This is a genomic window from Nonomuraea sp. NPDC049486, assembly GCF_040676925.1.
Lineage (GTDB): Bacteria > Actinomycetota > Actinomycetes > Streptosporangiales > Streptosporangiaceae > Nonomuraea > Nonomuraea ferruginea.
The window spans coordinates 246,411-271,451 of sequence record NZ_JBFAPV010000004.1 but is presented as its reverse complement, the minus strand read 5'-3'; the positions used below and the strand labels follow the sequence as shown (position 1 = coordinate 271,451).

General features: G+C 71.9%; 24 protein-coding genes. 12 read left to right on the top strand and 12 right to left on the bottom strand.

Going from position 1 to position 25,041, the window contains the following annotated elements:
• Positions 1 to 30 precede the first annotated feature (30 nt).
• Positions 31 to 1,212 (bottom strand): zinc-dependent alcohol dehydrogenase, encoded by a 1,182-nt coding sequence (locus tag AB0K05_RS13725; protein ID WP_364229197.1) that lies wholly within the window; start codon positions 1,210 to 1,212, stop codon positions 31 to 33.
• A 197-nt stretch (positions 1,213 to 1,409) separates the two neighbouring features.
• Here AB0K05_RS13725 and AB0K05_RS13720 point away from each other — a divergent pair, with 197 nt between their 5' ends.
• The 4 genes from AB0K05_RS13720 to AB0K05_RS13705 all read left to right on the top strand — a co-directional run bounded on the left by AB0K05_RS13720 (position 1,410) and on the right by AB0K05_RS13705 (position 7,033).
• The gene (locus AB0K05_RS13720; RefSeq protein ID WP_219542783.1) at positions 1,410 to 2,459 is read left to right on the top strand and encodes a polyprenyl synthetase family protein; all 1,050 of its coding nucleotides are present in this window, start codon (positions 1,410 to 1,412) and stop codon (positions 2,457 to 2,459) included.
• A gap of 108 nt (positions 2,460 to 2,567) precedes the next feature.
• A complete protein-coding gene (locus tag AB0K05_RS13715) occupies positions 2,568 to 3,968 on the top strand; it encodes a family 2B encapsulin nanocompartment shell protein (RefSeq protein WP_364229194.1) in 1,401 nt (466 codons plus the stop codon).
• Between the two features lie 9 nt (positions 3,969 to 3,977).
• Entirely contained in the window at positions 3,978 to 4,922 is a 945-nt protein-coding gene (locus AB0K05_RS13710; protein WP_364229192.1) for a family 2B encapsulin nanocompartment shell protein, read from the top strand.
• Complete coding sequence (locus tag AB0K05_RS13705; RefSeq protein ID WP_364229190.1) at positions 4,919 to 7,033, top strand: terpene synthase family protein; 2,115 nt, start codon at positions 4,919 to 4,921, stop codon at positions 7,031 to 7,033. Before AB0K05_RS13710 ends, AB0K05_RS13705 begins: the two co-directional genes overlap by 4 nt.
• On the opposite strand, the gene AB0K05_RS13700 is transcribed toward AB0K05_RS13705, so the two are convergent.
• Positions 7,030 to 7,371: an STAS domain-containing protein gene (locus tag AB0K05_RS13700; RefSeq protein ID WP_364229188.1), complete on the bottom strand. Its 342-nt coding sequence runs from the start codon at positions 7,369 to 7,371 to the stop codon at positions 7,030 to 7,032. The genes AB0K05_RS13705 and AB0K05_RS13700 overlap by 4 nt on opposite strands.
• A 506-nt stretch (positions 7,372 to 7,877) precedes the next feature.
• Between AB0K05_RS13700 and AB0K05_RS13695 the strand changes: the two genes are divergently transcribed.
• Entirely contained in the window at positions 7,878 to 8,357 is a 480-nt protein-coding gene (locus AB0K05_RS13695; RefSeq protein ID WP_187281517.1) for an NlpC/P60 family protein, read from the top strand.
• 3 nt (positions 8,358 to 8,360) lie between these two features.
• On the opposite strand, the gene AB0K05_RS13690 is transcribed toward AB0K05_RS13695, so the two are convergent.
• Both AB0K05_RS13690 and AB0K05_RS13685 read right to left on the bottom strand, forming a co-directional pair.
• A complete protein-coding gene (locus tag AB0K05_RS13690) occupies positions 8,361 to 8,819 on the bottom strand; it encodes a helix-turn-helix domain-containing protein (protein ID WP_271275987.1) in 459 nt (152 codons plus the stop codon).
• Positions 8,816 to 9,442, bottom strand: a complete 627-nt coding sequence (locus tag AB0K05_RS13685) for a type 1 glutamine amidotransferase family protein (RefSeq protein ID WP_364229185.1) — start codon at positions 9,440 to 9,442, stop codon at positions 8,816 to 8,818. The genes AB0K05_RS13690 and AB0K05_RS13685 overlap by 4 nt, the downstream gene beginning before the upstream one ends.
• 59 nt (positions 9,443 to 9,501) lie before the next feature.
• Between AB0K05_RS13685 and AB0K05_RS13680 the strand changes: the two genes are divergently transcribed.
• Complete coding sequence (locus AB0K05_RS13680; protein ID WP_148035570.1) at positions 9,502 to 10,851, top strand: NERD domain-containing protein kinase family protein; 1,350 nt, start codon at positions 9,502 to 9,504, stop codon at positions 10,849 to 10,851.
• A 17-nt stretch (positions 10,852 to 10,868) separates the two neighbouring features.
• Here AB0K05_RS13680 and AB0K05_RS13675 read toward each other — a convergent pair whose 3' ends face one another.
• Positions 10,869 to 13,556 carry a BTAD domain-containing putative transcriptional regulator gene (locus tag AB0K05_RS13675; RefSeq protein ID WP_364229182.1) on the bottom strand — a complete coding sequence of 896 codons (2,688 nt, stop codon included), beginning with the start codon at positions 13,554 to 13,556 and terminating at the stop codon, positions 10,869 to 10,871.
• A gap of 114 nt (positions 13,557 to 13,670) precedes the next feature.
• Here AB0K05_RS13675 and AB0K05_RS13670 point away from each other — a divergent pair, with 114 nt between their 5' ends.
• Both AB0K05_RS13670 and AB0K05_RS13665 read left to right on the top strand, forming a co-directional pair.
• Positions 13,671 to 14,585, top strand: coding sequence for a M23 family metallopeptidase (locus tag AB0K05_RS13670; RefSeq protein WP_148035572.1), 915 nt, complete (start codon positions 13,671 to 13,673; stop codon positions 14,583 to 14,585).
• A gap of 72 nt (positions 14,586 to 14,657) precedes the next feature.
• Complete coding sequence (locus AB0K05_RS13665; RefSeq protein WP_364229180.1) at positions 14,658 to 16,049, top strand: peptidoglycan recognition family protein; 1,392 nt, start codon at positions 14,658 to 14,660, stop codon at positions 16,047 to 16,049.
• On the opposite strand, the gene AB0K05_RS13660 is transcribed toward AB0K05_RS13665, so the two are convergent.
• Positions 16,046 to 16,852: an FKBP-type peptidyl-prolyl cis-trans isomerase gene (locus tag AB0K05_RS13660; protein ID WP_271275983.1), complete on the bottom strand. Its 807-nt coding sequence runs from the start codon at positions 16,850 to 16,852 to the stop codon at positions 16,046 to 16,048. The genes AB0K05_RS13665 and AB0K05_RS13660 overlap by 4 nt on opposite strands.
• Before the next feature lie 92 nt (positions 16,853 to 16,944).
• Here AB0K05_RS13660 and AB0K05_RS13655 point away from each other — a divergent pair, with 92 nt between their 5' ends.
• Positions 16,945 to 17,991 (top strand): DUF2293 domain-containing protein, encoded by a 1,047-nt coding sequence (locus tag AB0K05_RS13655; RefSeq protein WP_261808953.1) that lies wholly within the window; start codon positions 16,945 to 16,947, stop codon positions 17,989 to 17,991.
• On the top strand, positions 17,988 to 18,365 hold the full coding sequence (locus AB0K05_RS13650; protein ID WP_271275982.1) for an MmcQ/YjbR family DNA-binding protein: 378 nt from the start codon (positions 17,988 to 17,990) through the stop codon (positions 18,363 to 18,365). Before AB0K05_RS13655 ends, AB0K05_RS13650 begins: the two co-directional genes overlap by 4 nt.
• On the opposite strand, the gene kynU is transcribed toward AB0K05_RS13650, so the two are convergent.
• The 6 genes from kynU to AB0K05_RS13620 are packed head-to-tail and all read right to left on the bottom strand — an operon-like array spanning position 18,358 to position 23,396.
• Positions 18,358 to 19,599, bottom strand: coding sequence for a kynureninase (kynU, locus tag AB0K05_RS13645; protein ID WP_364229177.1), 1,242 nt, complete (start codon positions 19,597 to 19,599; stop codon positions 18,358 to 18,360). The genes AB0K05_RS13650 and kynU overlap by 8 nt on opposite strands.
• The gene (locus tag AB0K05_RS13640; protein ID WP_364229175.1) at positions 19,556 to 20,671 is read right to left on the bottom strand and encodes an ABC transporter substrate-binding protein; all 1,116 of its coding nucleotides are present in this window, start codon (positions 20,669 to 20,671) and stop codon (positions 19,556 to 19,558) included. Before AB0K05_RS13640 ends, kynU begins: the two co-directional genes overlap by 44 nt.
• 12 nt (positions 20,672 to 20,683) lie before the next feature.
• Positions 20,684 to 21,655 carry an amidohydrolase family protein gene (locus AB0K05_RS13635; RefSeq protein ID WP_364229173.1) on the bottom strand — a complete coding sequence of 324 codons (972 nt, stop codon included), beginning with the start codon at positions 21,653 to 21,655 and terminating at the stop codon, positions 20,684 to 20,686.
• Positions 21,656 to 22,171, bottom strand: a complete 516-nt coding sequence (locus tag AB0K05_RS13630) for a 3-hydroxyanthranilate 3,4-dioxygenase (protein WP_148035580.1) — start codon at positions 22,169 to 22,171, stop codon at positions 21,656 to 21,658.
• Positions 22,168 to 22,602, bottom strand: a complete 435-nt coding sequence (locus AB0K05_RS13625) for a RidA family protein (protein WP_148035581.1) — start codon at positions 22,600 to 22,602, stop codon at positions 22,168 to 22,170. Before AB0K05_RS13625 ends, AB0K05_RS13630 begins: the two co-directional genes overlap by 4 nt.
• Complete coding sequence (locus tag AB0K05_RS13620; protein WP_219542765.1) at positions 22,599 to 23,396, bottom strand: fumarylacetoacetate hydrolase family protein; 798 nt, start codon at positions 23,394 to 23,396, stop codon at positions 22,599 to 22,601. Before AB0K05_RS13620 ends, AB0K05_RS13625 begins: the two co-directional genes overlap by 4 nt.
• Before the next feature lie 224 nt (positions 23,397 to 23,620).
• On the opposite strand from AB0K05_RS13620, the gene AB0K05_RS13615 reads away from it, so the two are divergent.
• Positions 23,621 to 24,085: a VanZ family protein gene (locus tag AB0K05_RS13615; protein ID WP_364229170.1), complete on the top strand. Its 465-nt coding sequence runs from the start codon at positions 23,621 to 23,623 to the stop codon at positions 24,083 to 24,085.
• Positions 24,086 to 24,238: 153 nt separating this feature from the next.
• Positions 24,239 to 24,991 carry a GntR family transcriptional regulator gene (locus tag AB0K05_RS13610; protein ID WP_308248719.1) on the top strand — a complete coding sequence of 251 codons (753 nt, stop codon included), beginning with the start codon at positions 24,239 to 24,241 and terminating at the stop codon, positions 24,989 to 24,991.
• Positions 24,992 to 25,041: the final 50 nt, after the last annotated feature.

Below are 25,041 nucleotides of genomic sequence, written 5' to 3'. Positions count from 1 at the left end.
CCCACCTCTCGCGCGGCGAAACCGCTGGAGTCACGGCTTGAGCAGGATCTTTATCGCACCGTCCCGCTTTTTCTGGAACATCTCGTACGCTTCGGGCGCCTGGTCGAGCGGGATGGTGTGCGTGGTGAGATCCATGACGCCGAGCGGATCGCCGTCGTCGGTGAGCAGCGGCATCAGCGCGCCGATCCAGCGCTTGACGTGCGCCTGACCCATGCGCAGCGTGATGCCCTTGTCGAACATGCGCAGCATCGGCATCGGATCGGCCATGCCGCCGTAGACGCCGATCACCGAGATCGTGCCGCCGCGCCGGACGCTCTCGATGGACTGGTTGAGCGCGGCCAGCCGGTCCACGCCCGCGTGGGTCATGAGCGGCGCGGCCATCCTGTCCGGAAGGAAGCCGGTGAGCGTCTGGGCGAGCTTGCCGGCCGGCGAGCCGTGCGCCTCCATGCCGACCGCGTCGATCACGGAGTCGGTGCCGCGTCCGGACGTCAGGTCGCGGATCGCGGCGGGCACGTCGGTGACGTCGCTCGCGTCGACGGTCTCGATGCCGTGGCGGCGGGCCATCTCCAGGCGCTCGGGCACCCCGTCGACGCCGATCACCCGGTGGCCCAGGTGGCGGGCGATGCGGGCGCACATCTGGCCGATGGGGCCCAGGCCGAAGACGGCCACGGTGCCGCCGTCGGGGATGTCCGCCCAGTCGACGGCCTGCCAGGAAGTGGGCAGCACGTCCGACAGGTAGACGAACCGCTCGTCCGGCGGACCTTCGGGCACCCTGATCGGGCCGAACTGCGCCTGCGGCACCCGCAGGTACTCCGCCTGGCCGCCGGGCACCTGGCCGTAGAGCTTGGTGTAGCCGAACAGCGCGGCGCCCATGCCGTGCTCGCGGACCTGGGTGGTCTCGCACTGGGCGTAGAGCTCCAGCACGCACATGTGGCAGTGGCCGCAGGCGATGTTGAACGGGATCACCACCCGGTCGCCCTTCTTGAGCCCGGTCACCTGGGCGCCGACCTCCTCCACGACGCCCATCGGCTCGTGACCGAGGATGTCGCCCTCCTGCAGGAACGGCCCGAGCACCTCGTACAGGTGGAGATCGGAGCCGCAGATGCCGCTGCTGGTGACCCTGATGACGGCGTCGGTCGGTTCCTTGATCTCCGGATCGGACACCTCTTCGACGCGTACGTCCCGCTTGCCGTGCCAGGTGACGGCTCTCATGGTCTGCCTCCCTCGATCGACCAGGCCCGCATACCCGGGATACGCGCCCCTAGACCCCCTGGACCGCAGGTCAAGGGACGTTCATGAGGAGGGCTTGGATATCCCTGGAAAACTCGGGTCCCTCAACCCGCTTTACACACTCCGTATTCGGTGAGTAACTACTCGTAGCACAGAGCAGCCCTGAAGGAGTCTGGCCGATGACCGTGAGCATCACCCCCGACTTGCTGGCGCCCCGCATCGACGACCGGCTGGCCGGGTTCCTCGAGGGCTGGCGGCCCCCGGTCGCCGACCCCGACGTGGCGGCGGCCTACGAGTTGCTGGTCGGCTTCATCCTCGGCGGGGGCAAGCGCATCAGGCCTCAGCTGTGCTACTGGGGCTGGCGGGGCGCCGGCGGCGAAGACTGCGACGAGATCATCAGCGCCGCCGCGGCGCTGGAGCTCTGCCACGCGGGGCTGCTGATCCATGACGACATCATGGACGGCAGCGAGTTGCGCCGCGGGCAGGCGACGATCCACAAAAGCCTCGCCCGCCTGCACGAAGGACCTGGCGCGGAGGCCTTCGGGCAGGCGGGCGGGATCCTCCTGGGCACGCTCAGCCTGTCCTGGTCGGATGCCCTGTTGTCGTCGTGCGACGTGGACCCGGTCCGGCTGCGGGCCGCGCACCGCGTCTTCGACGCCATGCGCACCGAGGTGATCAGTGGCCAGTATCTGGACATGCTGGCCCAGCTGCGCGCCGGGGCGAGCGTGGAGCAGGCGCTGACCACGATCAGGTTCAAGACGGCCAAATACACCGTCGAGCGGCCGCTGCAGATCGGCGGCGCGCTGGCCGGGGCCGAGCCGGACCTGCTGCGCGCCTACACCCGGTTCGGGGTGCCGCTCGGGGAGGCGTTCCAGCTCCGCGACGACGTGCTCGGCACGTTCGGCTCGTCGGGCGAGACCGGCAAGTCGGCGCTCGACGACCTGCGCGACGGCAAGCACACCGTGCTGGTCGCGCACGCGCTGGCGCGGGCCACGCCCCAGCAGCTCGCCTACCTCGCCGCCTGGCACGGCAACCCCGCGCTGGGCGAGGAGCAGGCGGCGGAGCTGCGCCTGATCCTGCTGGAGACGGGCGCGCTCGCCGAGGTCGAGTCGATGATCGATGCACGGGTCCGGCAGGCCGTGGAGGCGCTCGACACCGCCCCGGTCGCGCCCGACGCGCGGGCCGCGCTGACTCTGTTCGCGGCCAGGCTCGCCCACCGCGACAGCTGACCCCGGCCATGTCGAGAGCACGGCCGGGGCTGACCCCTGCCCACGAACGATTACCCAACGCACTTTTTCGTCACTCTCCGTAAATCTCTCATGATGGGTGGTGCCCGAATGACCGAGACGACCGACTCCGCCGCGGCAGGCCAGCAGCTGAGCCTCAGCACCGAGGCCGCGCGCAACCTCTCGACGACCACGAAGACCCCGCCGCAGATGCAGGAGATCACCTCACGGTGGCTGCTCAAGCTCCTGCCCTGGACGCAGACCTCCGGCGGTGTCTTCCGCGTCAACCGGCGGCTCACGTACACGCTCGGAGACGGCCGGATCACGTTCAGCACGAGCGGCGCCGAGGTGCGGGTGGTCCCCGCCGAGCTGTGCGAGCTGCCGATGCTGCGCGGTTTCGACGACATCGAGGTCCTGGAGGCGCTCGCGTACCGGTTCGCCCAGCGCGAGGTCGAGCCGGGCGACGAGATCGTCCGCGAGGGCGAGCCCGTCGACCAGCTCGTGCTGATCGCCCACGGCCGAGTCGGCAGGGTCGCCCAGGGCGCCTACGGCGACGAGCAGAACCTGGGCGTGCTGGCCGACGGCGACCATCTGGGCGATTCGATGCTCACCTCCGGCGGCACCTGGGAGTTCTCGGCCCGCGCCAGGACCGCCACCACCTTGCTGACGCTCTCCCGCGAGGACTTCCAGGCGCTGCTGGACCGCTCGCCGGGGCTGCGCGACCACCTGGAGGCGTGGCAGGCGTGCGGTGACCGGGCGCGCAACGACCACGGCGAGGCCGCGATCGAGATGTCCTCCGGCCACAGCGGCGAGGCGACGCTGCCGGGCACGTTCGTCGACTACGAGCTGAGCCCGCGTGAGTACGAGCTGAGCGTGGCGCAGACCGTCCTGCGGGTCCACAGCCGGGTCTCCGACCTCTACAACCAGCCGATGAACCAGCTGGAGCAGCAGCTCAGGCTGACCATCGAGGCGCTGCGCGAGCGGCAGGAACACGACCTGATCAACAACCGCGACTTCGGGCTGTTGCACAACGCCGACTTCGCCCAGCGCATCCGCACCCGCACCGGCCCGCCCACCCCCGACGACCTGGACGACCTGCTGGCCAAGGTGTGGAAGGAGCCGGCGTTCTTCCTGGCCCACCCGCAGGCCATCGCCGCCTTCGGCAGGGAGTGCAGCAAGCGCGGCCTCTACCCGCAGGCCGCCGAGGTGAGCGGCCACCGGGTGCCCGCCTGGCGGGGCGTCCCGATCTTCCCGTGCAACAAGATCCCGATCAGCGCGCAGCGGACCAGCTCGGTCATGCTCATGCGCACCGGCCAGGAGAACCAGGGCGTGATCGGGCTGCACCAGACCGGCATCCCCGACGAGTACCAACCGAGCCTGTCGGTCCGGTTCATGAACATCAACGAGAAGGCCGTCATCTCCTACCTGGTCAGCGCCTACTACTCGGCCGCGGTCCTGGTTCCCGACGCGCTGGCCGTGCTTGAGGACGTAGAGATCGGCCGCGAGGACTAGGTGCCCCGGTTGACCGAGCTGGAACGGCCGCTGAGCCTCGGCACGCCCGGGGCTCGCACGCTGGCCACGACGACCAAGACGGCTCCCCATACGCAGGAGAGCTCCCCCCGGTGGCTGCTGCGCGCGCTGCCGTGGGTGGAGCTCTCCGCGGGGAGCTACCGGGTGAACCGCCGGCTCACCCCCTCACCCGAGCGGCCCGACCCGCGCCCGCTGAACAGGCGCGGGGAGGTCGCGATCGACCTGGCGTCCGGCCACCGGGGGGAGCCGCGGCTGCCCGGCACGTTCCCCGACTACGATCCCAGCCCGCGCGAGTACGAACTGAGCGTCTCCCAGGCCGTGCTGCGGGTCCACACCAGGGTCGCCGACCTGTTCAGCGACCCGATGGACCAGACCAAGGAGCAGCTCAGGCTCACCGTCGAGGCGGTGCGCGAGGCGCAGGAGCGCGAGCTGGTCGGCAACCCCCGGTTCGGGCTGCTGCACAGCGCCGACCCCAAGCAGCGGCTGGCCCCCCGCTCGGGGCGGCCCGGCCCGTCCGACCTGGACGCGCTGCTGACCCGCCGGCGCAAGACCCGTTACATGCTGGCGCACCCGCTCGCCATCGCGGCGTTCGGCCGCGAGTGCAGCGCCACGGGCGTCTACCCCGACAGCGTCGAGGTCGATGGCAGCCGGATGACCGCCTGGCGCGGCGTGCCCATCCTGCCCTGCGACAAGATCCCCATCAGCCGGTCGGGCACCAGCTCGATCCTGGCCTTCCGCACCGGCGAGGAGGATCAGGGCGTGGTCGGGCTGCACCAGACCGGCATCCCCGACGAGCACCTGCCAGGGCTCAGCGTCCGGGCCATGGGCATCGACGAGCGGGGCATCACCACCTACCTTGTCAGCGCCTACTACTCGGTCGCCGTGCTCGTCCCCGACGCGCTCGGCGTGCTCGACGGCGTGGAGGTGTACGGGTGAGCTTCGACATGCCGGACTTCTACCTGCCGCATCCGGCGCGGCTCAACCCGCATCTGGAGGAGGCCAGGACCCACGCCAGGCTGTGGGCGCGGGGCATGGGGATGCTGGAGGGCTCGGGCGTCTGGACCACCGACGACCTCGACGCCCACGACTACGCGCTGCTGTGCGCGTACACCCATCCCGACTGCGACGCCGCCGAGCTGTGCCTGGTGACCGACTGGTACGTGTGGGTGTTCTTCTTCGACGACCACTTCCTGGAGGTGTTCAAGCGGCCGGGCGACCGGGAGGGCGGCAAGGCCTACCTGGACCGGATGCCCGCGTTCATGCCGCTGGAGCAGGGGGCCGCCGTGCCCGAGCCGGGCAACCCGGTCGAGGCGGGGCTGGCCGACCTGTGGGCGCGCACGGTGCCGGGGACGTCGCCCGGGTGGCGTGCGCGGTTCGCCGAGAGCACGAAGGCGCTCCTGGACGAGTCGTTGTGGGAGCTGTCCAACATCAACGCGGGCCGGGTGCCGAACCCGGTCGAGTACATCGAGATGCGCCGCAAGGTCGGCGGGGCGCCCTGGTCGGCCGGGCTGGTCGAGCACGCCGTGGGAGCCGAGGTGCCGGACGTGATCGCCGGGTCGCGGCCGATGCGGGTGCTGCGCGACACCTTCGCCGACGGGGTCCACCTGCGCAACGACCTGTTCTCCTACCAGCGGGAGACCGGTGAGGAGGGCGAGCTGAGCAACGGGGTGCTGGTCCTGGAGACGTTCCTGGAGTGCACCACGCAGCAGGCGGCGGACGCGGTCAACGACCTGCTCACGGCGCGGTTGCAGCAGTTCGAGCACACCTTCGCCACCGAGCTGGGGCCGCTGCTGGCCGAGCACCGGATCGACCCGGTCAGCTGCGGCGGCGTGCTGGCGTACGTCAAGGGGCTGCAGGACTGGCAGTCGGGCGGGCACGAGTGGCACGCCCGGTCCAGCCGCTACACCAAGGCCACACCGGGGCCGGGGCTCGGCATGGCGTCGCTGGGGCTCCACCGGTTCCGCTCCCATCAGCACGTCCCGTACCAGCGGGTGGGGCCGGCCCGGGTGCCCGACCTCTTCATGCCGTTCACCGCGCGGCTCTCCCCGCACCTGGAGGGGGCCCGGCGCAACCTGGCCGCGTGGGCTCGCCGGATGGGCATACTCGACGTGGCCGTGTGGGACGAGGAGAAGCTCGCCGACTACGACCTGCCGCTGTGCGCGGCCGGCATCCATCCGGACGCCACGCCTGAGGAGCTGGACCTGTCGTCGGCCTGGCTGGCCTGGGGGACGTACGGCGACGACTACTTCCCGAAGGTGTTCGGGCGCAACCTGGTCGCCGCGCGGGCCGCGGTGGCCCGGCTGCCGGGGTTCATGCCGCTCGACGGCGTCACCTTCGCGACGCCCGCGAGCGCGCTGGAGCGCTCGCTGGCCGACCTGTGGCGGCGCTCGGCCGGGCCGATGAGCGAGGCGGCGCGGCGCGCGTTCCGCCGGTCCGTCGAGGACATGACCGAGAGCTGGGTGTGGGAGCTGGCCAACCAGGCGGCGCACCGCATTCCCGAACCGGTCGACTACGTCGAGATGCGGCGGCTGACGTTCGGCTCCGACCTGACGATGAGCCTGTGCCGGCTGGCCCGCGCCGACGAGATCCCTCCCGAGGTGTACGCGAGCGGGCCGCTCAAGTCGCTGGAGAACGCCGCGCAGGATTACGCCTGCCTGCTCAACGACGTGTTCTCGTACCAGAAGGAGATCGAGTTCGAGGGTGAGATCCACAACGGGGTGCTGGTGGTCCAGAGCTTCTTCGGCTGCGGTTATCCGGAGGGCCTGCGGATCGTGGTCGACCTGATGGAGTCGCGGATGCGGCAGTTCCAGCACGTGGCCGCGCACGAGCTGCCGGTGCTCCGCGCCGACCTCGGGCTGGACGAGCGGGCCGGGCAGGCGCTCGACGGCTACGTGCGGGACCTGGAGAACTGGATGTCCGGGATCCTCGTCTGGCACCGCGACTGCCGCCGCTACGACGAGGAGTCCCTGCGGCGGCACAACCGGCCCTTCCGCGGCCTGCCGTCCGGGCCGACGGGGCTGGGCACGGCGGCCCTGTCGGTGATCTAGACCAGCGGTTGCGCGCGGGCCTCATGGTGCCAGCCCATGAGGCCCATCAGCCGTCTCTGGAACGGTGTCACGTTGACCAGCCGGATCCACCGCCGGCCGGGCGGCACCGCGGGCATGACCAGCACGCGCAGGCCGGACAGGTCGACGAAGGTCAGCGCGCCGGTGTCGACGGTCAGCGGCTCGCCGCCCTCCCACGCGGATCGCAGGGTACGTTCGAGCGCCGGGCTGTTGGTGACGTCGACCTCGCCCATCAGGAGGACGGCCGTCGAACCGCTCCGCGCGATGATCCGCAGCTGGGCGTCCTGGTAGAGCAGCCGCCCCATGTCATCGCTCATCATGCGCACACCCCCACTCGGTCTCAGGGGGTTGCCGGCGAGCCCTGCGGCCGAAACACCGGCCGCTGCCCACAATACACGCAATATGCCGACTTATGTAATCTTCGCCATGAAATGACCGTATTCACACCATCTCGTGAACGGGCGGGGCCGCGCCTCGACCGGCGGGCGAGCGGAGGCGCTCACGGAAAAACCAAGCCCTTTTCGGGATAGCGAATATCTCCTGCCGCTTCTTATTGGTGATATGTCCGAGCTGATCCACTTTTGTCGTGGGCCATTGTGGACGCATTTTCAGCTTGTCGCCATACGTGCATCCGGCCTGGCTAAAGGGCGTTTTATGCCTATAGGCCGGGAGCATTCATCAGGGGACGAGCGGTGCCGCGCCGGCGGCGAGGATCGGCGTGACCGACAATGCAGAAGCGGTGAATATCCAGATGCGGGCAGTACGCATACTTATCGCCACGGCCATGGCGTGCACTTTTCCCGGAACCCTGAATTCCGCCACGGCAATGGCACACGACTGTTTCGACCCGTACGCGGTCGAATGTTACGACGACCGGCCGTGGTATCCGCGGCCCGGCCGGGTGGTGGCCGACGCCGCCCTGGAAGCGATCGGGCTGCCGTACTCGTGGGGCGGAGGCGGCACGAGCGGGCCCGGCTACGGGATCGGGCGCGGCGCCAAGACCTGGGGCTTCGACTGCTCGGGCCTGGCCCAGTACGCGTGGGCCAGGGTGGGCGTGACCATCAGCCGCACCTCGCAAAGACAGTGGGAGGACGGGATCCGGATCCCCAGGGACGAGGTGCGCGCCGGCGACCTGGTCTTCTACGACAGCAACCCGCGCCGCCGCGGGCCGGAGCACGTCGGCATCGCGATCAACCGCAAGCGGATGGTCAACGCCCCGTTCACCGGCGCCACCGTACGGGTGGAACCGGTGGACAGGCCCACCTACATCGGCGCCGTCCGCCCAGGCGTGGAGCCGGACTGGTGAGGCTCAGGAGGTCCGCTGGATGCGGTCCATGGCGGCGCTGAGCCGCCGCAGGGACTCCACGCAGGCGTGGAAGCGGTCCGCGCCCAGCTCGGCGGCCAGGGCGGCGGCCAGCTCCCGGTGGCCGGGGACGATCCTGGCGACGGCCGCCCTGCCCTCATCGGTCGGGGTGAGGAGCTTGGCGCGCTTGTGCGCCGGGTTCGGCAGGTATTCGGCCAGGCCCTTCTCCACCAGCAGATCGGCGACCCGCTGCACGCCCTGGCGGGTCATGCCCATCACCCTGGCGATGCCGGCCACCGGCAACGGCTCACGCAGCACCGCCCCGAGCACCTGCCACCAGGCGGCCGTCAGCCCGGCCGGACGGGCCAGCGACTCGGCCACCTCCAGGAACTGCCCGTTGAGCCGGAAGACCGTGAGCGCGGCGTCCGACAGCAGCTCCACCGTCTCGGGCGAGGCGCCGCTCACGCCGACATCAGCACCTCGTACGCCGAGGCGTCGCTTCGGGAGAACAGCCGGTACCACGCGTCGACGATCTCGGGCCGGTTGACGTCGAGCCACAGGAAAATCTCGCGGGCGAAGGCCACCGGCTCGGTGGGGCCCGCCGTGATGAGGTCGCCGTCGGTGACCGCGTCCGTCTCGACGTAGCGGGCGGCGCCGGAGTAGCCCTCCTGGGCCTCCAGGTACTGCACCGCGCCGCTGGTGTGGGCGCGCCCGTCGAGCAGGCCCTCCCGCGCGAGACCGGCCGTGGCGCCGCAGATCGCCGCGACCGGGACGCCCGCCGAGAGGAACGCGCGGGCGGTGCGGGCGAACGGCGTGAGGTCGTCCCCCTCGTCCCACGTGGCGGCGCCGGGCAGGATGAGCAGCGCGCTCCCCGAGGGCGAGAGCTCGTCGAGCGCCAGGTCGGGCGTGACCCGCAGGCCGCCCATGGTGGTGACGGGGTCGCGGGTGAGACCCACCATGACGATCTCGAAGCCGCTCCGGTCGCGGTGGAAGCGGCCGGTGCGCAGCTCAGCCGTCGCGTGCCCGACCTCCCAGTCGGCCATGGTGTCGTAAGCCGCCACATGGATCGTTCTCTTCGCTTCACTCATGACAACATACTGTCATTTCGACAGTATGTTGTCAATCCATTTCGTGCGAGGATAGGGCCATGGCAGAGATCGTCGGGGGCGGGAGGCCGGTCAACGACGCCGAACGGCGCGTGATCGCCTTCCTGAGAGACAACGCGCCCGCCGACTGGCTCCTGCTGCACAACGTGGAGGTGCCGCGCGGCGACGACGTCTACGAGGTCGACCTGATCGTGCTGACCCGCCACGCGCTGGTGGTCGTCGACGTCAAGGGCACCAGGGGCCGCATCGAGGTGTCCGGCTCGCGCTGGTTCCCGCCGCGCAGGGAGGCGTTCGGCTCACCGGTCACCAAGCTGCGCGGCACCGCCAAGGCGCTCAAGGGCCTGCTCGTCTCCCGGGCCACCCAGCTGGAGCGGGTCTACGTCGACAGCCTGGTGGTGCTCACCTCCCCCGACGCGCGGCTGGTCGACCCGGCCGGGCGCGACGCGGTCAACGTCACCGACCTGTCCGGCCTGATCGCGACGCTGGGCGACGTCTCCAGGGTCAGGCGCGGTTGCAGCCCCGACGTGCGCCCCTACCTGTCCGCCGTGCTCGACGCGCTCAACCAGACCGTACGCCGCAGCACCACGCCTCCTCGCTTCGGCAACTGGGAGGTCGAGGAGCAGCTCGGCGGCGACGCGCGGGTCACCGAATACCGCGCGTTCAACGCCACGCTGCCGGGCAGCGAGACCGTGCTGCTCCGGGTCTACCAAGCCGACCCGCTCGCCGACCAGGCGTCCAGGGCGGCCGAGCGGCAGCGCATCGCCAACGCCTACCAGACCCTGGCCCGCATCCCTCCCCACCCGTGCGTGGTGCGCTCGCGCGACTTCTTCGCCATCGACGACGAGAGCCGGTTCGTGCTGGTGCTCGACGACGTCCACGGCCAGGCTCTCCATCTGCGGCTGGGCAGCGGCGAGCGGCTGGGCGTGATCCAGGACATGCTGCGCGGCCTGGCCCACGCGCACGCCCACGGGGTGATCCACCGTGCGCTCACCCCGGCCAGCGTGCTGGTGACCGACGACGGCCACGCGGTGCTGACCGGGTTCGACTACGCCAAGCCGGGGCCGCGCGACTACACGGTGGTGCACGAGCTCCACAACGTGCTCGACGCCCACTACGTCGCGCCCGAGTGCCAGGAGCGTCCTGACCGGATGACCGCCGCTGCCGACGTGTACGCGGCGGGCGTGATCGCCTACCAGCTCCTGACCGGCGCGCTGCCGACCAGCGCCGACGCCTATGGGCGGGCGGACGTGCCGGAGGTGGTGCGGCGGATGATCGACCTCGTCCCGGCCAAGCGCCCCACCGCGGAGGAGTCGCTGGCCGCCCTGGAAGGCTCGGCGCGCGGTGGCGGCTCCCGCTTCAAGTGGCTCTTCCGCCGGCTGACGAACGGCTGACCCGGAGCGATCGCGGTTCAGGCGGGGAGTTCGCGGCGCAGCAGGCTGGCGTGTTCGAGGTAGCCGAGGGCGAGGCCGGTCCGGCCGGCGGAGCGGTGCAGCTCGCCGAGCAGCTGGGTGGCGGAGGCCTCGCCGCTGCGGTCGCCCAGCTCGCGGAAGACCAGCAGCGACCGCTCCAGCCCGGCCGAGGCGGGGGCCAGCTCGCCGCGGTCCACCTGCAACCCGGCCAGGCTCTGCAGCGCGTACGCCCCGCAGTGGCGGTCGCCGAGCGACTCGAAGATCTCCAGGGCGTGCCGGTGGAACGACATGGCCCGGTGCAGCGTGCCCATCTGCAGGCAGACGCAGCCTTCACGGTGCGCGTCGCCGAGGTCCTGGGCCAGCCGCATCGCCTGGCCGAGCGACTCCGACGCCTGCGCCAGGTCGCCGGCCTTGATGCAGGCCCGCCCGATGGCCTGCCGGGTGAACGCCTCGCCGTGCTGGTCGCCCGCCGCGAGGAACATGGCCAGCGCCTGCTTGAACTGGTCGAGCGAGCGGGCGTGCCGGCCGCTGAACTGGCTGACCGCGCCCAGCCCGCAGACCGAGGTGGCCTCCGCCCGCAGGTCCCCCAGCTCACGGAAGAGCCCGCGGGCGCGGGTGAAGCCCTCGGCCGCCTCCTCGTACCGGTCCCGGTAGAGCGCGACCTGGGCGAGGCCGCGCAGCATCGCGGCCTCCCCGTACGTGTCGCCGGCGGCGCGGGCGGCGGCCAGCGCGACGTCGTGGGTGCGCTGCCAGGTGTCCAGGTGGCAGTGCAGGTCGAGGTACGGCACCATGGCGGCGGCCAGCCCCCAGGCGGAGGCCGCGAGACCGGCCTCGGCGGCCACGGACACCGCGCCGGCCAGCGCCTCGTGCTCGGTCTCGAACCAGGTGAGCGGGTCGGCGGTGAGCCGGTCCAGGGTCTGCTCGGGCAGCCGCCAGCGCGGCGCCCCGGCGGCGGTGAGGCTGAAGACGGTGGTGGGCAGCCTGGCCATGGCGTGCTCGGTGGTCGTCGTCCACGCGGCCAGCACCCTGGCCACGCCCTGCGGGTCGGGGCCGCGTTCGAGCGCGTGCCGGCGGATCAGGTCGGGTAACCGGTAGCGGGGCTGGCCGACGAGGTCGGTGCCGGCCACCTCCAGCAGGTTCACGTCGACGAGCAGGTCCGTCACGTCGTCGGCGCGGGGCCGGTCCAGCGCGGCGCCGACCACCCAGCCGGGCTGGGCGGGCGCGCCGAGCAGGCCGAGGGTGCCCAGCGTGCGGGCGGCCTCGGCCGGCAGGTGGCGGTAGCTGCGCTCCAGGCAGGCGCGGACCTCCTTCAGCTCGCCGAGCCTGTCGTCCTGGAGGCGTTGCCTGAGCACCGCCAGGGACCAGCCGGGCCGCCCGGCGAGCCGGGACCCGGCGCTGCGCAGCGCCAGCGGCAGCCGTGCGCAGGCGTCGACGATGGCCAGCGCGTCGGCGCGCTCGCGCGCCACCCGGTCGGCGCCCGCGATCCGGCCGAGCAGCAGCAGGGCCTCCTCCTGGGGCAGCTCGGCCAGGTCGACGTGGAGCGCGCCGGGCAGCTCGGTGATGCGGCGCCTGCTGGTCACGATCACGGAGCTGTCGTTGCCCGGCAGCAGCGGGCGCACCTGGGCGGCGTCGAGCGCGTCGTCGAGCAGCAGCAGCATCGGCCGCTCGGCGAGCAGCGAGCGCAGCAGGGCCGAGCGCTCCCGCACGGTCGGCGGCGGCGACTCCACGCCGAGCGCCCGCAGCGCCTCGGCGAGCAGGTCGCCCGGCTCCCTGCCGTCGAGGTCGAGGTAGAGCTGGCCCGCCGGGAAGCGGGTGCGCAGGGCCAGCGCGGCCCGTACCGCCAGCGCGGACTTGCCCACGCCGGGCGGCCCGGAGATCGTCGCGAGCGGGAACGGCCCGGCCAGCGCCGCCAGCTCGGCCTCGCGCCCGATGAAGTCGGGCACGTCGGGCGGGAGCTGGTGCGGCGCGGCGGGCGCCGGCTCGTCGGCGAGGATCGTCTCGTACGCGCGGCGCAGCTCGGTGCCGGGCTCCACGCCCAGCTCGTCCACCAGCCTGGCCCGCACCGAGGCGTAGGTGCGCAGCGCCTCGGCCCTCCTGCCGCCGCCGTGCAGGGCCAGCAGCAGCCTGGACCACAGGTCCTCCCGGTAGGGGTGCTCGCCCAGCAGCCCGCGCAGCTCGCTCACCGCCCCGGCGTGGTCGCCCGATCCGAGCCGCTGGCCGATCAGCTCCTCCGCGGCGCGTAAGCGTAAGCCGTGCAGGGGTTCGAGCCGGCGGTCCCACAGCGGGCTGCCCGGCAGGTCGGCAAGCGGCGCGCCGCGCCAGAGCGCGAGCGCGTCGGCGTAGCGCGCCTGGTCGGCCAGCTCCTCGAAGGCGAGCAGGTCGAGCGCGCCGCCGGGCACGTCGATCGCGTAGCCGGAGCCTTCGCCGCGCAGCCGGCTGCCGGCTTCCTCGCCGGTCCCGGCCAGGTCGGACCGGAGCGAGCTGGCGTAGGTGCGCAGATTGGCCAGGGCCGAGCGGGGCGCGCGCTCCGGCCAGAGCACCTCGACCAGGTCGTCGGCGCCGACCACGTGGTTGGCGTGCAGCAGCAGAGTGGCGAGCAGCAGGCGTGGCTTTCTGCCGGAGATCCGGACCGGCTGACCCGCCGACCGTACCTCCAGCGGTCCGAGCACATGAAAGGTGACCGTCATGACCGCATCAGCTCCTCTATGAGGCCTGACAGCTTGTTGTACCGGTTCTGGACGCTTTCTGTACGGGTTATCCCGACCCTGGGTGAGAGAGATCGCCCCCGAAAGGATCACCTGATGAAGATCAGCGGAGCAATCGTGGCCGGAGCCGCTCTCTTGATGAGCCTCGGCACGGCATCCGCGGCCGCCGCCGACAGGCAGGCGGAGACGCAGCAGGCGCAGGCGCTCGCCACCGACTTCCAGCTGCCGTTCCCCTGCGGCCAGGCGTGGACGGGCAACTCGAACGCGAGCAGCGCCCACCAGTCGTACGAGATCGACTTCAACCGGGGCGGCAGCGCCGACGCCGACCTCGGCGACACCGTGGTGGCGGCCGCGTCGGGCACCGTGGTGATCTCCTCGCACCAGGGCTCGACGAACGGCTTCGGCAACCTGGTCAAGATCGACCACGGCGGCGGCTGGTCCACCTACTACGCCCACCTGAACGCCCGCTCGGTCAGCGTGGGCCAGTCGGTGGCGCAGGGCCAGAAGATCGGCACCGTGGGCAAGACCAGCAAGCCGGGCAACAACATCAGCGCCCACCTGCACTACGAGGTCCGCCAGGGCACCAGTTACCCGTCGAACGTCCGCAAGGCCGTCTTCAACGGGGTCACCTTCGGCTACCCGAACCAGACGGTGACCTCGCGCAACTGCGGCGGCGGCAGCACCAACCCGCACACCCCGACCTCGGTCTGCGGCGCCGGCTACAGCGTGATCAACTCGGCCGCGCTGGGCACGGCGGGCACCGTCTACCTGCTCTACAACGCCTCCAACGGCAACAACTGCGTCACCACGATCAAGCACTCGTCGATCGGCACGGCCACCGCCACCAGCGCCTACCTGGAGGTCCAGGGCAGCGCCAGGAAGACCGACTCGGGCAACTTCTCCTACTACGCGGGCCCGGTCACCGCCCAGGCGGCCGGCAAGTGCGTCAAGTGGGGCGGCAAGGCGGGCTCGTCCACCCACGACAGCCCGTTCCAGCACTGCGGCAGCTGAGCCTCTCCGCCCCGCCGCGCACCCGCGGCGGGGCGGTTCCCTTCCCCATCCCTTCTCCGAAGCGGAAGTGACGTGAAGTCCAAGATCCTCATCGTGGCCGGGCTGCTGGCGCTGTCCGGCACGACGGCCGCGCACGCCTCCACCGAGACCGCCCAGAACCCCCTGGCGCAGGCGTTCGACCGCGCGGCGGCCGCCTACGACGTGCCGCGCGACCTGCTCGTGGCCCTCGCGTACGCGGAGTCCCGGCTGGACGGTCACCGGGGCGAGCCCAGCGCCAGCGGCGGCTACGGCATCATGCACCTGGTCAGCAACCCCACCGCCAAGACCCTGGAGCAGGCCGCGAAGCTGACCTCCAAGCCGGTCGCCGCGCTCAAGTCGGACGACGCGGCCAACGTGCTCGGCGGCGCGGCCGTGCTCCGGGCCGAGGCCGACGCGCTCGGGCTGAGCGCCGCCCAGCGGGACGACCTCGGCCGCTGGTATCCGGCCGTGGCCGCGTACGCCCACGCCGCGAACGACGCCACGGCCAGGATCTACGCCGACGCGGTGTACGAGACGCTCGCCGCCGGCGTGGACGCCCGGGGCGTCCAGGTGAGGCCCCGGGCCGTCCAGCCCGACCAGGGCGAGTACGCCGAGCAGCCGCACGCCCTCGCCGCGGCCGTGGACTACCCCGGCGCGCTCTGGGTGGCCGCGAACAGCGCCAACTACGCGGTCTCCAGCCGCCCGTCGAGCGACCGCATCGACCGGATCGTGGTCCATGTCATGCAGGGCACCTACGCGGGCTCGATCTCGTGGTTCCAGAACCCGGCGGCCAAGTCGTCCTCGCACTACCTGGTGCGCTCGTCCGACGGGCAGATCACCCAGATGGTGCGGGAGAAGGACCGCGCCTTCCACGCGAAGGACTGGAACCGGCGCTCCGTCGGCATCGAGCACGAGGGGTTCGTCGACAACGCCTCGTGGTTCACCGACCAGATGTACCGGGCGTCGGCCGCGCTGACCCGCGACATCGCCGACAGGTACGGCATCCCGAAGGACCGCACGCACATCGTCGGCCACGTCGAGGTGCCCGGCAACGACCACGCCGATCCCGGCCCGCACTGGGACTGGGCGAAGTACATGAGCTACGTGACCGGCGGCGGCGTCAACCCGCACACGCCGGAGAAGGTGTGCGGCAGCGGGTTCAAGGTCATCGACTCGGCCGCGCTGGGCACGGCGGGCACCGTCTACCTGCTCTACAACACGACCACGGGCAGCAACTGCGTGACCACGATCAAGCGGACCTCGCTCGGCACGGCCACCGCCACCAGCGCCTACCTGGAGGTGCAGGGCAGCGCCAGGAAGACCGACTCGGGCAACTTCTCCTACTACGCGGGCCCGGTCACCGCCCAGGCGGCCGGCAAGTGCGTCAAGTGGGGCGGCAAGGCGGGCTCGTCCACCTACGACAGCCCGTTCGAGCACTGCGGCTAGCAGTCGACGCAGTCCACGACGTCGACGACGTAGAGCAACCCCTCGGGCGGCGAGCCGAACGCGACCCTGCCGCCCACCCGCTGCCCGCGCAGCCCCTCCACCCAGCCGGCCGGCGCGCCGTCCCCGGTCAGGGTGAAGGCCGCGGGGCCGCCGGTGCGGTACGAGGAGTCCGCCAGGGTCCTCGACGGCCAGTCGACGGCCACGTACTGCACCACCACCTTCGACCCGGCCCGCACGGCCTCTCCCGAACCCCCTATGAGCGTGCGGGCCGGGTCGTCCGGCGTGAGGCCGGCGGGCGGCGAGGGCAGCGGCCGGCCGACCAGCCGGGCGTCCGGCGGGTAGCCGCCGAGGATGTCGACCACCGCGACCAGCGGCTCGCCCGGCGGCAGGTCGCCCGCGTCCAGGTCCAGGTCCGGGCCGAGCACCTGCGCGGCGGGCCCGACCAGCAGCAGCCGGCTGCCCGCCGGCCGGCCTACGACGGCCTCCCGCCAGACGCGCGGGATCGGCCGCCCGTCGAGGACGACCGCGATCGGCCGGTGGGTGCCGTACGTGCTCGCCCGGGTCTGGTTGCCCCGCCAGAGGCGGAGCTCGACGTCGGCCAGCACCACGTCGCCGGGCGCCGTCTCCCGCCCCCCGCCCGGCTCCAGCTCCGCCACCCGCGTCGTGCGGCCGGGCTTGCCGGCCGGGATGATCACCTGCGGCCTGGCGCCGAACGCGCCCTTCACCTCGGGCAGCGGCGGAGCGGCCGGGGCGGTGCCGCAGGACGTGGCGAGCACGAGCAGGGCGGGCCAGAGCAGGCGCAAGGTTCCTCCGCAGGATGGGCTTGCCCGGATACTCGCCGCGATCGGCACAAGGGATGCCCACCGGCCGACAAAGGCGCGGCACACTAAGGGGCGTGAGCAAGCCGAACCTGGCCCGCAGGGTCGCCCAGGCCGCCGAGATCGCGCTGGCCGACCACCAGTACGTGACGTTCATCGACGTGGTGACGGGGCTGCGCTGGCTCCACACGCGACACGTCGACGTCTGGCGGCAGGGCCGCGCGGCCACGCTCGCCGAGCTGGCCGCGGTCGACGGCGAGCGCCTGCTCACCACGGCCGCCCTGCTGCGCGACTGGGCACGGGCCAAAGGGCTGCGCCCGATGCCGGCGCCGTACGTGTCGGGCAGCCGCGACCGCCGCCCGCTGCGCTTCACCGGGCATCCCGAGCAGGAGCCGTTCACCGTCCACTGGCTGTCGCCCGACCTGAGCGAGTCGCGGGTGCGGCGGCTCGCCGAGCGCCAGGCCAAGCCGCCCGACCTGGTCGCGGTCGAGCCGCTGGAGGCGTGGACGTGCGCCGGCTGCGCCGACACCGGCCCCTACCTGATCATGGAAGATGACCGGCCCCACTGCCTGACCTGCGCCGACCTGGACCATCTGGTGTTCCTGCCGTCGGGGAACGCGGCGCTGAGCCGCCGGGCCAAGCAGGAGAGCGGGCTGGCGGCGGTGGTCGTGCGCTTCGACCGGCGGCGCAAGGTCTACCAGCGCAGGGGCCTGCTGGTCGAGGAGGAGGCGCTGGCCAGGGCCGAGGAGCGGTGCCTGGCCGACGAGGAGGCGCGTTCGCGGCGGCGCGAGCGCGACCGGGAGCGCAGGGCCGAGCAGGACGTCGTGTTCCAGGGGCGGATGGCCGGCGAGATCGCCAGGTTGTTCCCCGGCTGCCCGCCGGAGCGGGCCCGCGCCATCGCCGAGCACGCCGGTCTGCGCGGCAGCGGCCGGGTCGGCCGCACGGCGGCGGCCAGGGCCCTGGACGAGAACGCGATCACACTGGCGGTGGTCGCCTCCATCCGTCACCATGACACGGGGTATGACGGAATGCTGATGGCGGGCGTGCCGCGGATGGAGGCCCGCGAGCGCATCAGGGACGACATCGAGCGCAAGCTGACCGAGTTCAGGGCGGGGCCGCGATGAGCGACTGGCACGACGTGCGGGAGGAGCTGCGCGCGTTCGCGCTCGGCCTGCCCGAGGCGTGGGAGGACCACCCGTGGGGCGACACCGTCGTCAAGGTCGGGAAGAAGATCTTCCTGTTCCTCGGCGTCGAGGAGCCCACCGACAAGTGGCGCCCCACGTTCGGCGTGAAGCTGAGCTCGGAGGCCCACGGCCACGCGCTCACCGTCGAGGGGGCGGCGCCCAGCGGCTACGGGCTCGGCAAGGCCGGATGGGTGACCGTGCCGCTGGAGTCGCCGCTGCCGCCGTCGGAGGTGCTGCTCGACTGGGTCGAGGAGAGCTACCGTGCCGTCGCGACCAAGCGGGCGGTCAAGGAGCTCGACGGCCGGGTCACGTGACGGCGAGCCGCCTGGCGTACTTCTCGTCCCGCCACAGCTCCTTGTCCAGCACCTCAAGCAGGGTCCGCGCCGCGTCGTACACGTCCACGTAGCGGAGGTAGAGCGGCGCCAGCCCGAACCGCAGGATGTCGGGCGCCCGGAAGTCGCCGTGCACGCCCCGGTCGATGAGCGCCCGCATCACCGGATAGCCGTCGGGGTGACGGAAGGCGACGTGGCTGCCGCGCCGCTCGGGGTCGGCGGGCGAGGCCAGTTCCAGCGCGTCGCCGACCAGCCCGGCGAAGAGCTCGCCGAGCGCCACGCTCTTGGCGCGCAGCAGGTGCAGCGGCACCCGCTCCCACACGTCCAGCGCGGCGTCCAGGGCGGCGAACGACAGCACGTGCGGGGTGCTCACCGCGAACCGCCTGATCCCCTGCGCCGGCCGGTAGCCGGCCTCGAACGCGAACGGGTCGGCGTGGCCGTACCAGCCCGACAGCACGTTCACGGCATCGGCCTGGTGGCGTGGGTTCACGTACAGGAAGGCGGGCGACCCCGGCCCGCCGTTGAGGTACTTGTACGTGCACCCGACCGCGAAGTCGGCGGCCGACACGTCCACGGGCATGGCGCCGACGCTGTGGCAGACGTCCCAGATCATCAGCGCTCCCGCGGCCTGCACGCGGGCGGTCACCTCGGGCACGTCCTGGCGCTCGCCGGTGCGGTAGTCGACCTCCGACAGCAGCACCGCCGCCACGTCGTCGAACCGGCCCTCGGACACGTCGCGCACCTCGTACCCGAGCGACTCCGCCAGTCCCTGGACCATGTAGTGGTCGGTCGGGAAGTTGCGCGCGTCCGAGACGATGACCTTCCTGCCGGGGCGCAGCCGCGCCGCCGCCGAGACCGCCTGGTGGATCGCGATCGAGGTGGTGTTGCCCACCACGACCTGGCCGGGCCCGACCCCGATGAGGGGCGCGATCCGGTCGCCCAGGGTCAGCGGCTGGTCGTACCAGCCCGCGCTGTTCCAGCCGCCGACGAGCTGACCGCCCCACTCGTCCTCCACCGCCCTGCGGAGCCGTTCGGGGGCGTGGCGCGGCAGCGCGCCGAGCGAGTTGCCCACGAGGTAGATGACGCCTTCGGGGAGCACGAACTCTTCCCTGAACTCCCGCAGCGGGTCCTCGGCGTCCAGGGCGAGGCAGCGGTCGCGATCCAGCAACTGGTCACTCCTTCGGGGGAACGGTAGCGATAACCCGATTTGTACCATTTTGGTACTGCCGGGCGTACCAGTTCTGCACCGGGTCGTGTGTTGCCGGGTCCAGCCGGAGCGGCCCGCGCGGGCTGGGTAACTCGCCGACCCCGCCCAGCTCGGCTGTCAGGTCACCGCCCCGGGCCGCGGCCCGGTCGACCAGCGACATGGCGTCCCAGCTCTGCACCGCCACCACCGAGGGGTTCCGGCCGGTCCGCGTCTGCCACTTCGCCACGAAAGCGGTGTTCTCCGGGTTCTCCAGCCCCGGCGCGTACAGCCCGACGCTGACGATGCCCTCCGCGTCCGGTCCGACGGCCGCCAGCACGTCCTCGTCCGTGAGGTTCTGGCAGGTCAGCAGGTCGATCCTGGCGTCGTAGCCGAGCTGCCTGAACGCCTTGGCGAAGGCGACCGCCTCGCCCCCCGCGTAGAACGCGTACAGCAGCTCCGCCTCCGCCGGGATCCGCGCCAGGTAGGGCGCCAGGTCCGGCGTCCTGCCGTACGGGGTGAGAACGCGTTCCAGCTTGCCGGCTCCGTACCCCTCCTCGAAGCCGTCCAGGGTCTCGACGCCGGCCGAGTAGTCGGAGGCCATCAGCACGGCGGGGCGGCGGCCGTGGGCCTGGGCGGCGTAGCGGCCCGCGGCGTGCCCGTGGGCGTGGTTGGTGAACGACACCCGGAACACGCCGGGCCCGCCCAGGTCGTCGGCCCCCGCGTTGGCCACCACGACGGGAGTCCGCCCGGCCTCGGCCACCACGGCCTCGGCCACCGGCGAGGCCAGCAGGCCGGTGATCACGTCCACCCGGTCGCGCTCGATGAGCTCCCTGGCGGCCCGCCTGCCCTGCTCGGCGGTGCCGCCGTCGTCGGCGACCACCAGCCTGGCGGGCCTGCCGCCCAGCTCGCCGCCGTGCTCCTCCAGGTACAGGCGCATGGCGCGTTCCATCTCGTCCCCGAGCGCGGCGTAGACGCCGGTCTGGGAGATGATCGCCCCCACCCGGACCTCGCCGTCCTCGTGCCGCGGCGGCTGCGGCGCGGCGCCGCCGCCGCAGCCTGCCGCCATCAGCACCACCAGCCCGACGACGGGCGGTAACCGCATGGTGAGCTCCCCTCAGCAGCCCAGGAACACCTCGGCGTTGCGGCGCATCAGCTTGGCCCGCGCCCCGTCGGTGAGGAACCCGGCGGTCCTGACCAGCTCGCCCGCGGGCGACTCGCCCAGCGGGTACGGGTAGTCGGAGCCGAGCATGACGTGGTCCTCGCCGAAGGTGTCGACCAGCAGGCGCAGCGCCCGCTCGTCGAAGACGACCGAATCGACGCCGAACCGGCCGAGATAGGCGGACGGCGGCTTCTCCGAGACGCCGACCACGTCCTTCCTGCGGTGCCAGGCGTTCTCCAACCGGCCGAGCCAGAAGGCGAACGACCCGCCGCCGTGGGCGAAGCAGATGCGCAGGGTGTCGGGGACGCGGTCGAACACGCCGCCGAGGATCATCGCCAGGATCGACAGATGGGTCTCGGCAGGCATGCCCACCAGCCACCGCGCCATCCACCGGTCGAGCCGGGGCCCCGACGGCATGTCCCACGGGTGCACGAACACCGGGACGCCCCGGTCGGCGCAGTGGGCCAGGAACCGTACGATCCCGTCGTCGTCCAGGTCGCGGTCGCCGGCGTGGTTGCCGATCTCGACCCCCCGGTGCCCGTTGGCGAGACACCGGTCCAGCTCCTCGCAGGCCAGGTCGGGATCCTGCAGCGGCACCTGGCAGAACGGGATCAGCCGGTCGCCGTCGCAGATCTCCAGCGCCAGGTCGTTGAAGACCCTGGCGATCCGCACACCCTCGGCGGGCGGCCGGTCGTAACCGAAGAACACCGGCGTCGGCGAGACCACCTGCCGGTCCACCCCGTCGGCGTCCATCGACTCCAGCCGCGCCCGGGGGTCCCAGCACTCGTGACGGATCCGGCGGAACTCCGCGCCGCCGACGAGGATGACCGCCTCCCGCTCGGACTCCACCCGCAGGCTGGGCGCCCCCGGCCAGCCCAGGTCGGGCCAGCCCCTGGGCACGTAGTGGGTGTGGACGTCAGTGACCATTCAGCCCTTGCCCGGATGGAGCGCGCCGCAGCCCGCGCAGGTGCGCGCCTTCTCGTCGGCGTAGAACGCGTTGAACACCGGCGGCAGGTCGGCGACGATGTCGCGTACCTGCAGCTCGACCTCGTGGACCAGCGAGCCGCACTGCTCGCAGTACCACTGGAACCTCTCCAGCGTGCCCTCCGGCCGGATCCTCTCCACCACCAGCCCGACCGACCCCTCCTCGGGCCGCTGCGGGGAGTGCGGCATGGACGGGGGCAGCAGCCACATCTGCCCCTCCCTGATGTGCACGGTCTCCGGCCCCCTGTCGGTGATCACGTTGACGTGCATGTTGCCGCGGACCTGGTAGAAGAGCTCCTCGTACGGGTCGACGTGGTAGTCGGTGCGGGAGTTGGGCCCGCCGACCACCATGACGATGAAGTCCTCGGCGCCCTCGAAGACCACCTTGTTGCCGACCGGGGGCTTGAGCAGGTGGGCGTGCTCGTCGATCCACTTCGTGAAGTCGATCGGAGGGATCATGATCTCTCCAGGGGGTGATAGGCGACGGCCTGCATCTCGATCAGCAGGTGCGGGTGCGGGAGCTGGTGGACGGCCACGGTGGTGCGGGTCGGGCCCTCCTCGTCGAAGAACTCGGCGTAGACCTCGTTGTAGCCCTTGTAGTCGTTCATGTTCACCAGGTAGGCGGTGATCTGGACGAGGTCGGCCAGCGAGCCGCCCGCGGCTTTGAGTATGTCGCCGACGTTCTCGATGACGGCTCTGGTCTGGGCGCGGATGTCGAGGTCGGTGACGCCCAGCTCGTCGGCCTCGGCGCCGACGAAGGTGTTGTCCGGCCTTCTGGAGCTGGTGCCCGAGACGTACAGGAAGTCGCCGGCCCGGCGCACGTGCGGGAACCGGCCGCGCGGCGTCGCCTTGCCCTCGACCCGCAGCGCCCGGCCGCGATCGCGTGTCACGGGGAGAACACCGCCCGGACGGAGCCCAGCCCGTCGACGTGGGCCTCGAACACGTCGCCCGGCTCGGCCGGGACCACCGGCCCGAGCGCCCCGGTCAGCACCACGTCACCGGCGCGGAGTGGGAAGGCGGTGCGGCCCAGCGCGCCGGCGAGCCACACGGCGGCGTTGAGCGGGTGGCCCATGCATGCCTCGCCCGAGCCGGTGGAGACCTCCGCGTCCGCGCGGGTCATCCGCATCCCGGCCGACCGCAGGTCGGAGCCCATGAGCGAGGTGGGCGTGTTGCCGAGCACGAAGGCGCCGGCGGAGGCGTTGTCGGCGATGGTGTCGGGCAGCGTGATGTCCCAGTCGGCGATGCGGGAGTCGGCGATCTCGATGGCCGGCAGCACGAAGTCGACCGCCCTGATCACCTCGGCCACCGTGAACGGCCCGCCCACCAGGTCCGCGCCCATCACGAAGGCGATCTCCGCCTCGACCTTGGGCTGCAGGAAGCGCGTGATGGGGATAGGAAGCCCATCGGAATACGACATATCCGCAAAAAGCATGCCGTAGTCCGGTTGGTCGATGCCGAGCTTCTCCCGCAACGGCACGTTCGTCATGCCGATCTTGCGGCCGACCAGCCGTCGCCCCTCGTCCAGGGCCCGCCGGGTGTTGATCTCCTGGACAGCGTACGCCTCCTGCGCGGTGCCGACCAGGTCGCGCACCGGCTCGCACGATTTACCCGACCGCGCGGCCTCCGCCAACCGGTCGGCCGCGTGGCTTCGCCCGTCGACCGCCTGCGACCATTCATCGTGCATCGGGTCACTCCCGCTTGATCGTGATCGTGTCTCTAAGCATCGTCTCTCGCCGCGCCAACGCGCGCCATGCCGCTCACGTTTCCCCGGCCGGGACCTGTCCTGAGGGTCATCTTCCCGTAGCCGTCGCCTGCGGACATCATGGTCCGGTGGCGCGCACGTGGGAATTATGGGGAAACGTCATTATTGCTGGTACTTTTGCCCTTCCCCTCGCTGCTCTGGCCGTCGTGCTGCTGTCGCGCCGCCGGGCCCGCCGCGGGCACCCCGCGCCCCTGCGCACCGCGCTGGCCGACGTCGGGATCGCGGCCGGCACGGCGCCCTGGATCTGGATGATCCTCACCCCGGGAACCGGCCAGGAGGGCGTCAACCTGATCCCGTTCGCCGACCTCGCCGCGGTGGTCCGATCGCCGTGGGAGACGGCGTTCGTGCAGGTCGGAGGCAACCTGCTGGTGTTCGCCGCGCTCGGCGCGCTGCTCCCGGTGCGCACCGCCCGGATGGCCTCGCCGGCCCGCGTGGCGGCCGTCGCGGGGGCCGCCTCGCTGCTCGTGGAGACCCTGCAGTACGTCCTGCGGCTCGGCCGGTTCTCGTCCGTGGACGACGTGCTGATCAACACGGCCGGTGCGGTGGCGGCGGCGCTGATTACTCGCCGCTGGTGGGCGAGAGCCGTAACGGGCGAACCAGTTCGGGGATAACGGCTGCACCAAAACCGGCCGATGTCACCACACAGGCACACACCGCTCAAAAAGAGACTCGCGACCAACCTCCGTATCTGTGCGATCGTGGACAAGACGGGGCAAGTTCTCTGGAGACGCCAAACCCGGTTGGTGACAGAGGGTGATCTAACTGTGTCTGAATCCCCGGTACCCCAAGAACCTCCTATCTACCGCCAGATCGCCGACGCACTCCGCGACCGGATCCACTCCGGCGACCTGCGCGACGGGGACCGGCTACCAGGCGAGAACACGCTCATGACCGAGTACGCGATCGCCCGGGCCACGGCCAGGCAGGCGCTCGCGGTTCTGATCAACGAAGGTCTGGCGGTGCCGAAGCGAGGCTCGGGGGTCTACGTGCGACTGTTCAAACCCATACGCAGGCACGGCTCCCGCCGCCTGGCGCGCGAACAATGGGGGCAGGGACGATCGATCTGGGACGCCGACACCCGCGGCCGCCCCTTCACCGTCGACCAGGTCGAGGTGGCCCGCGAACAGGCCCCCGACGAGGTGGCGAACGTGCTCGGCGGCCCCGACGTCTGGGTCCGCAGGCGCCGCTACCTGGTCGACGCCAGGCCCGTGCAGCTGGCCACCTCCTACTTCCCCGCGCGGCTCGTGGAGGGCAGCCCGATCACGGAGGCCGACACCGGGCCAGGAGGCGTCTACGCCAGGCTGCGCGACCTCGAACTCCCCCCGGCCCACTTCACCGAGGAGGTCCGCGCCCGCATGCCCAGCCCTCGCGAGAGCGCCCTGCTCGGCCTGCCGGCCGGCACCCCCGTCATCGTCGTCGACCGCACCGCCTACGCCGCCGCCGGAATGCCCGTGGAGGTCAACGAAATGGTCCTGGACGCCGCGGCATACGTACTCCAGTACGACTTCGACGCCTGAATCAAGGGCGGATGTCAAGCGATAGGTTGACCTGTCCCCCACGATCATTG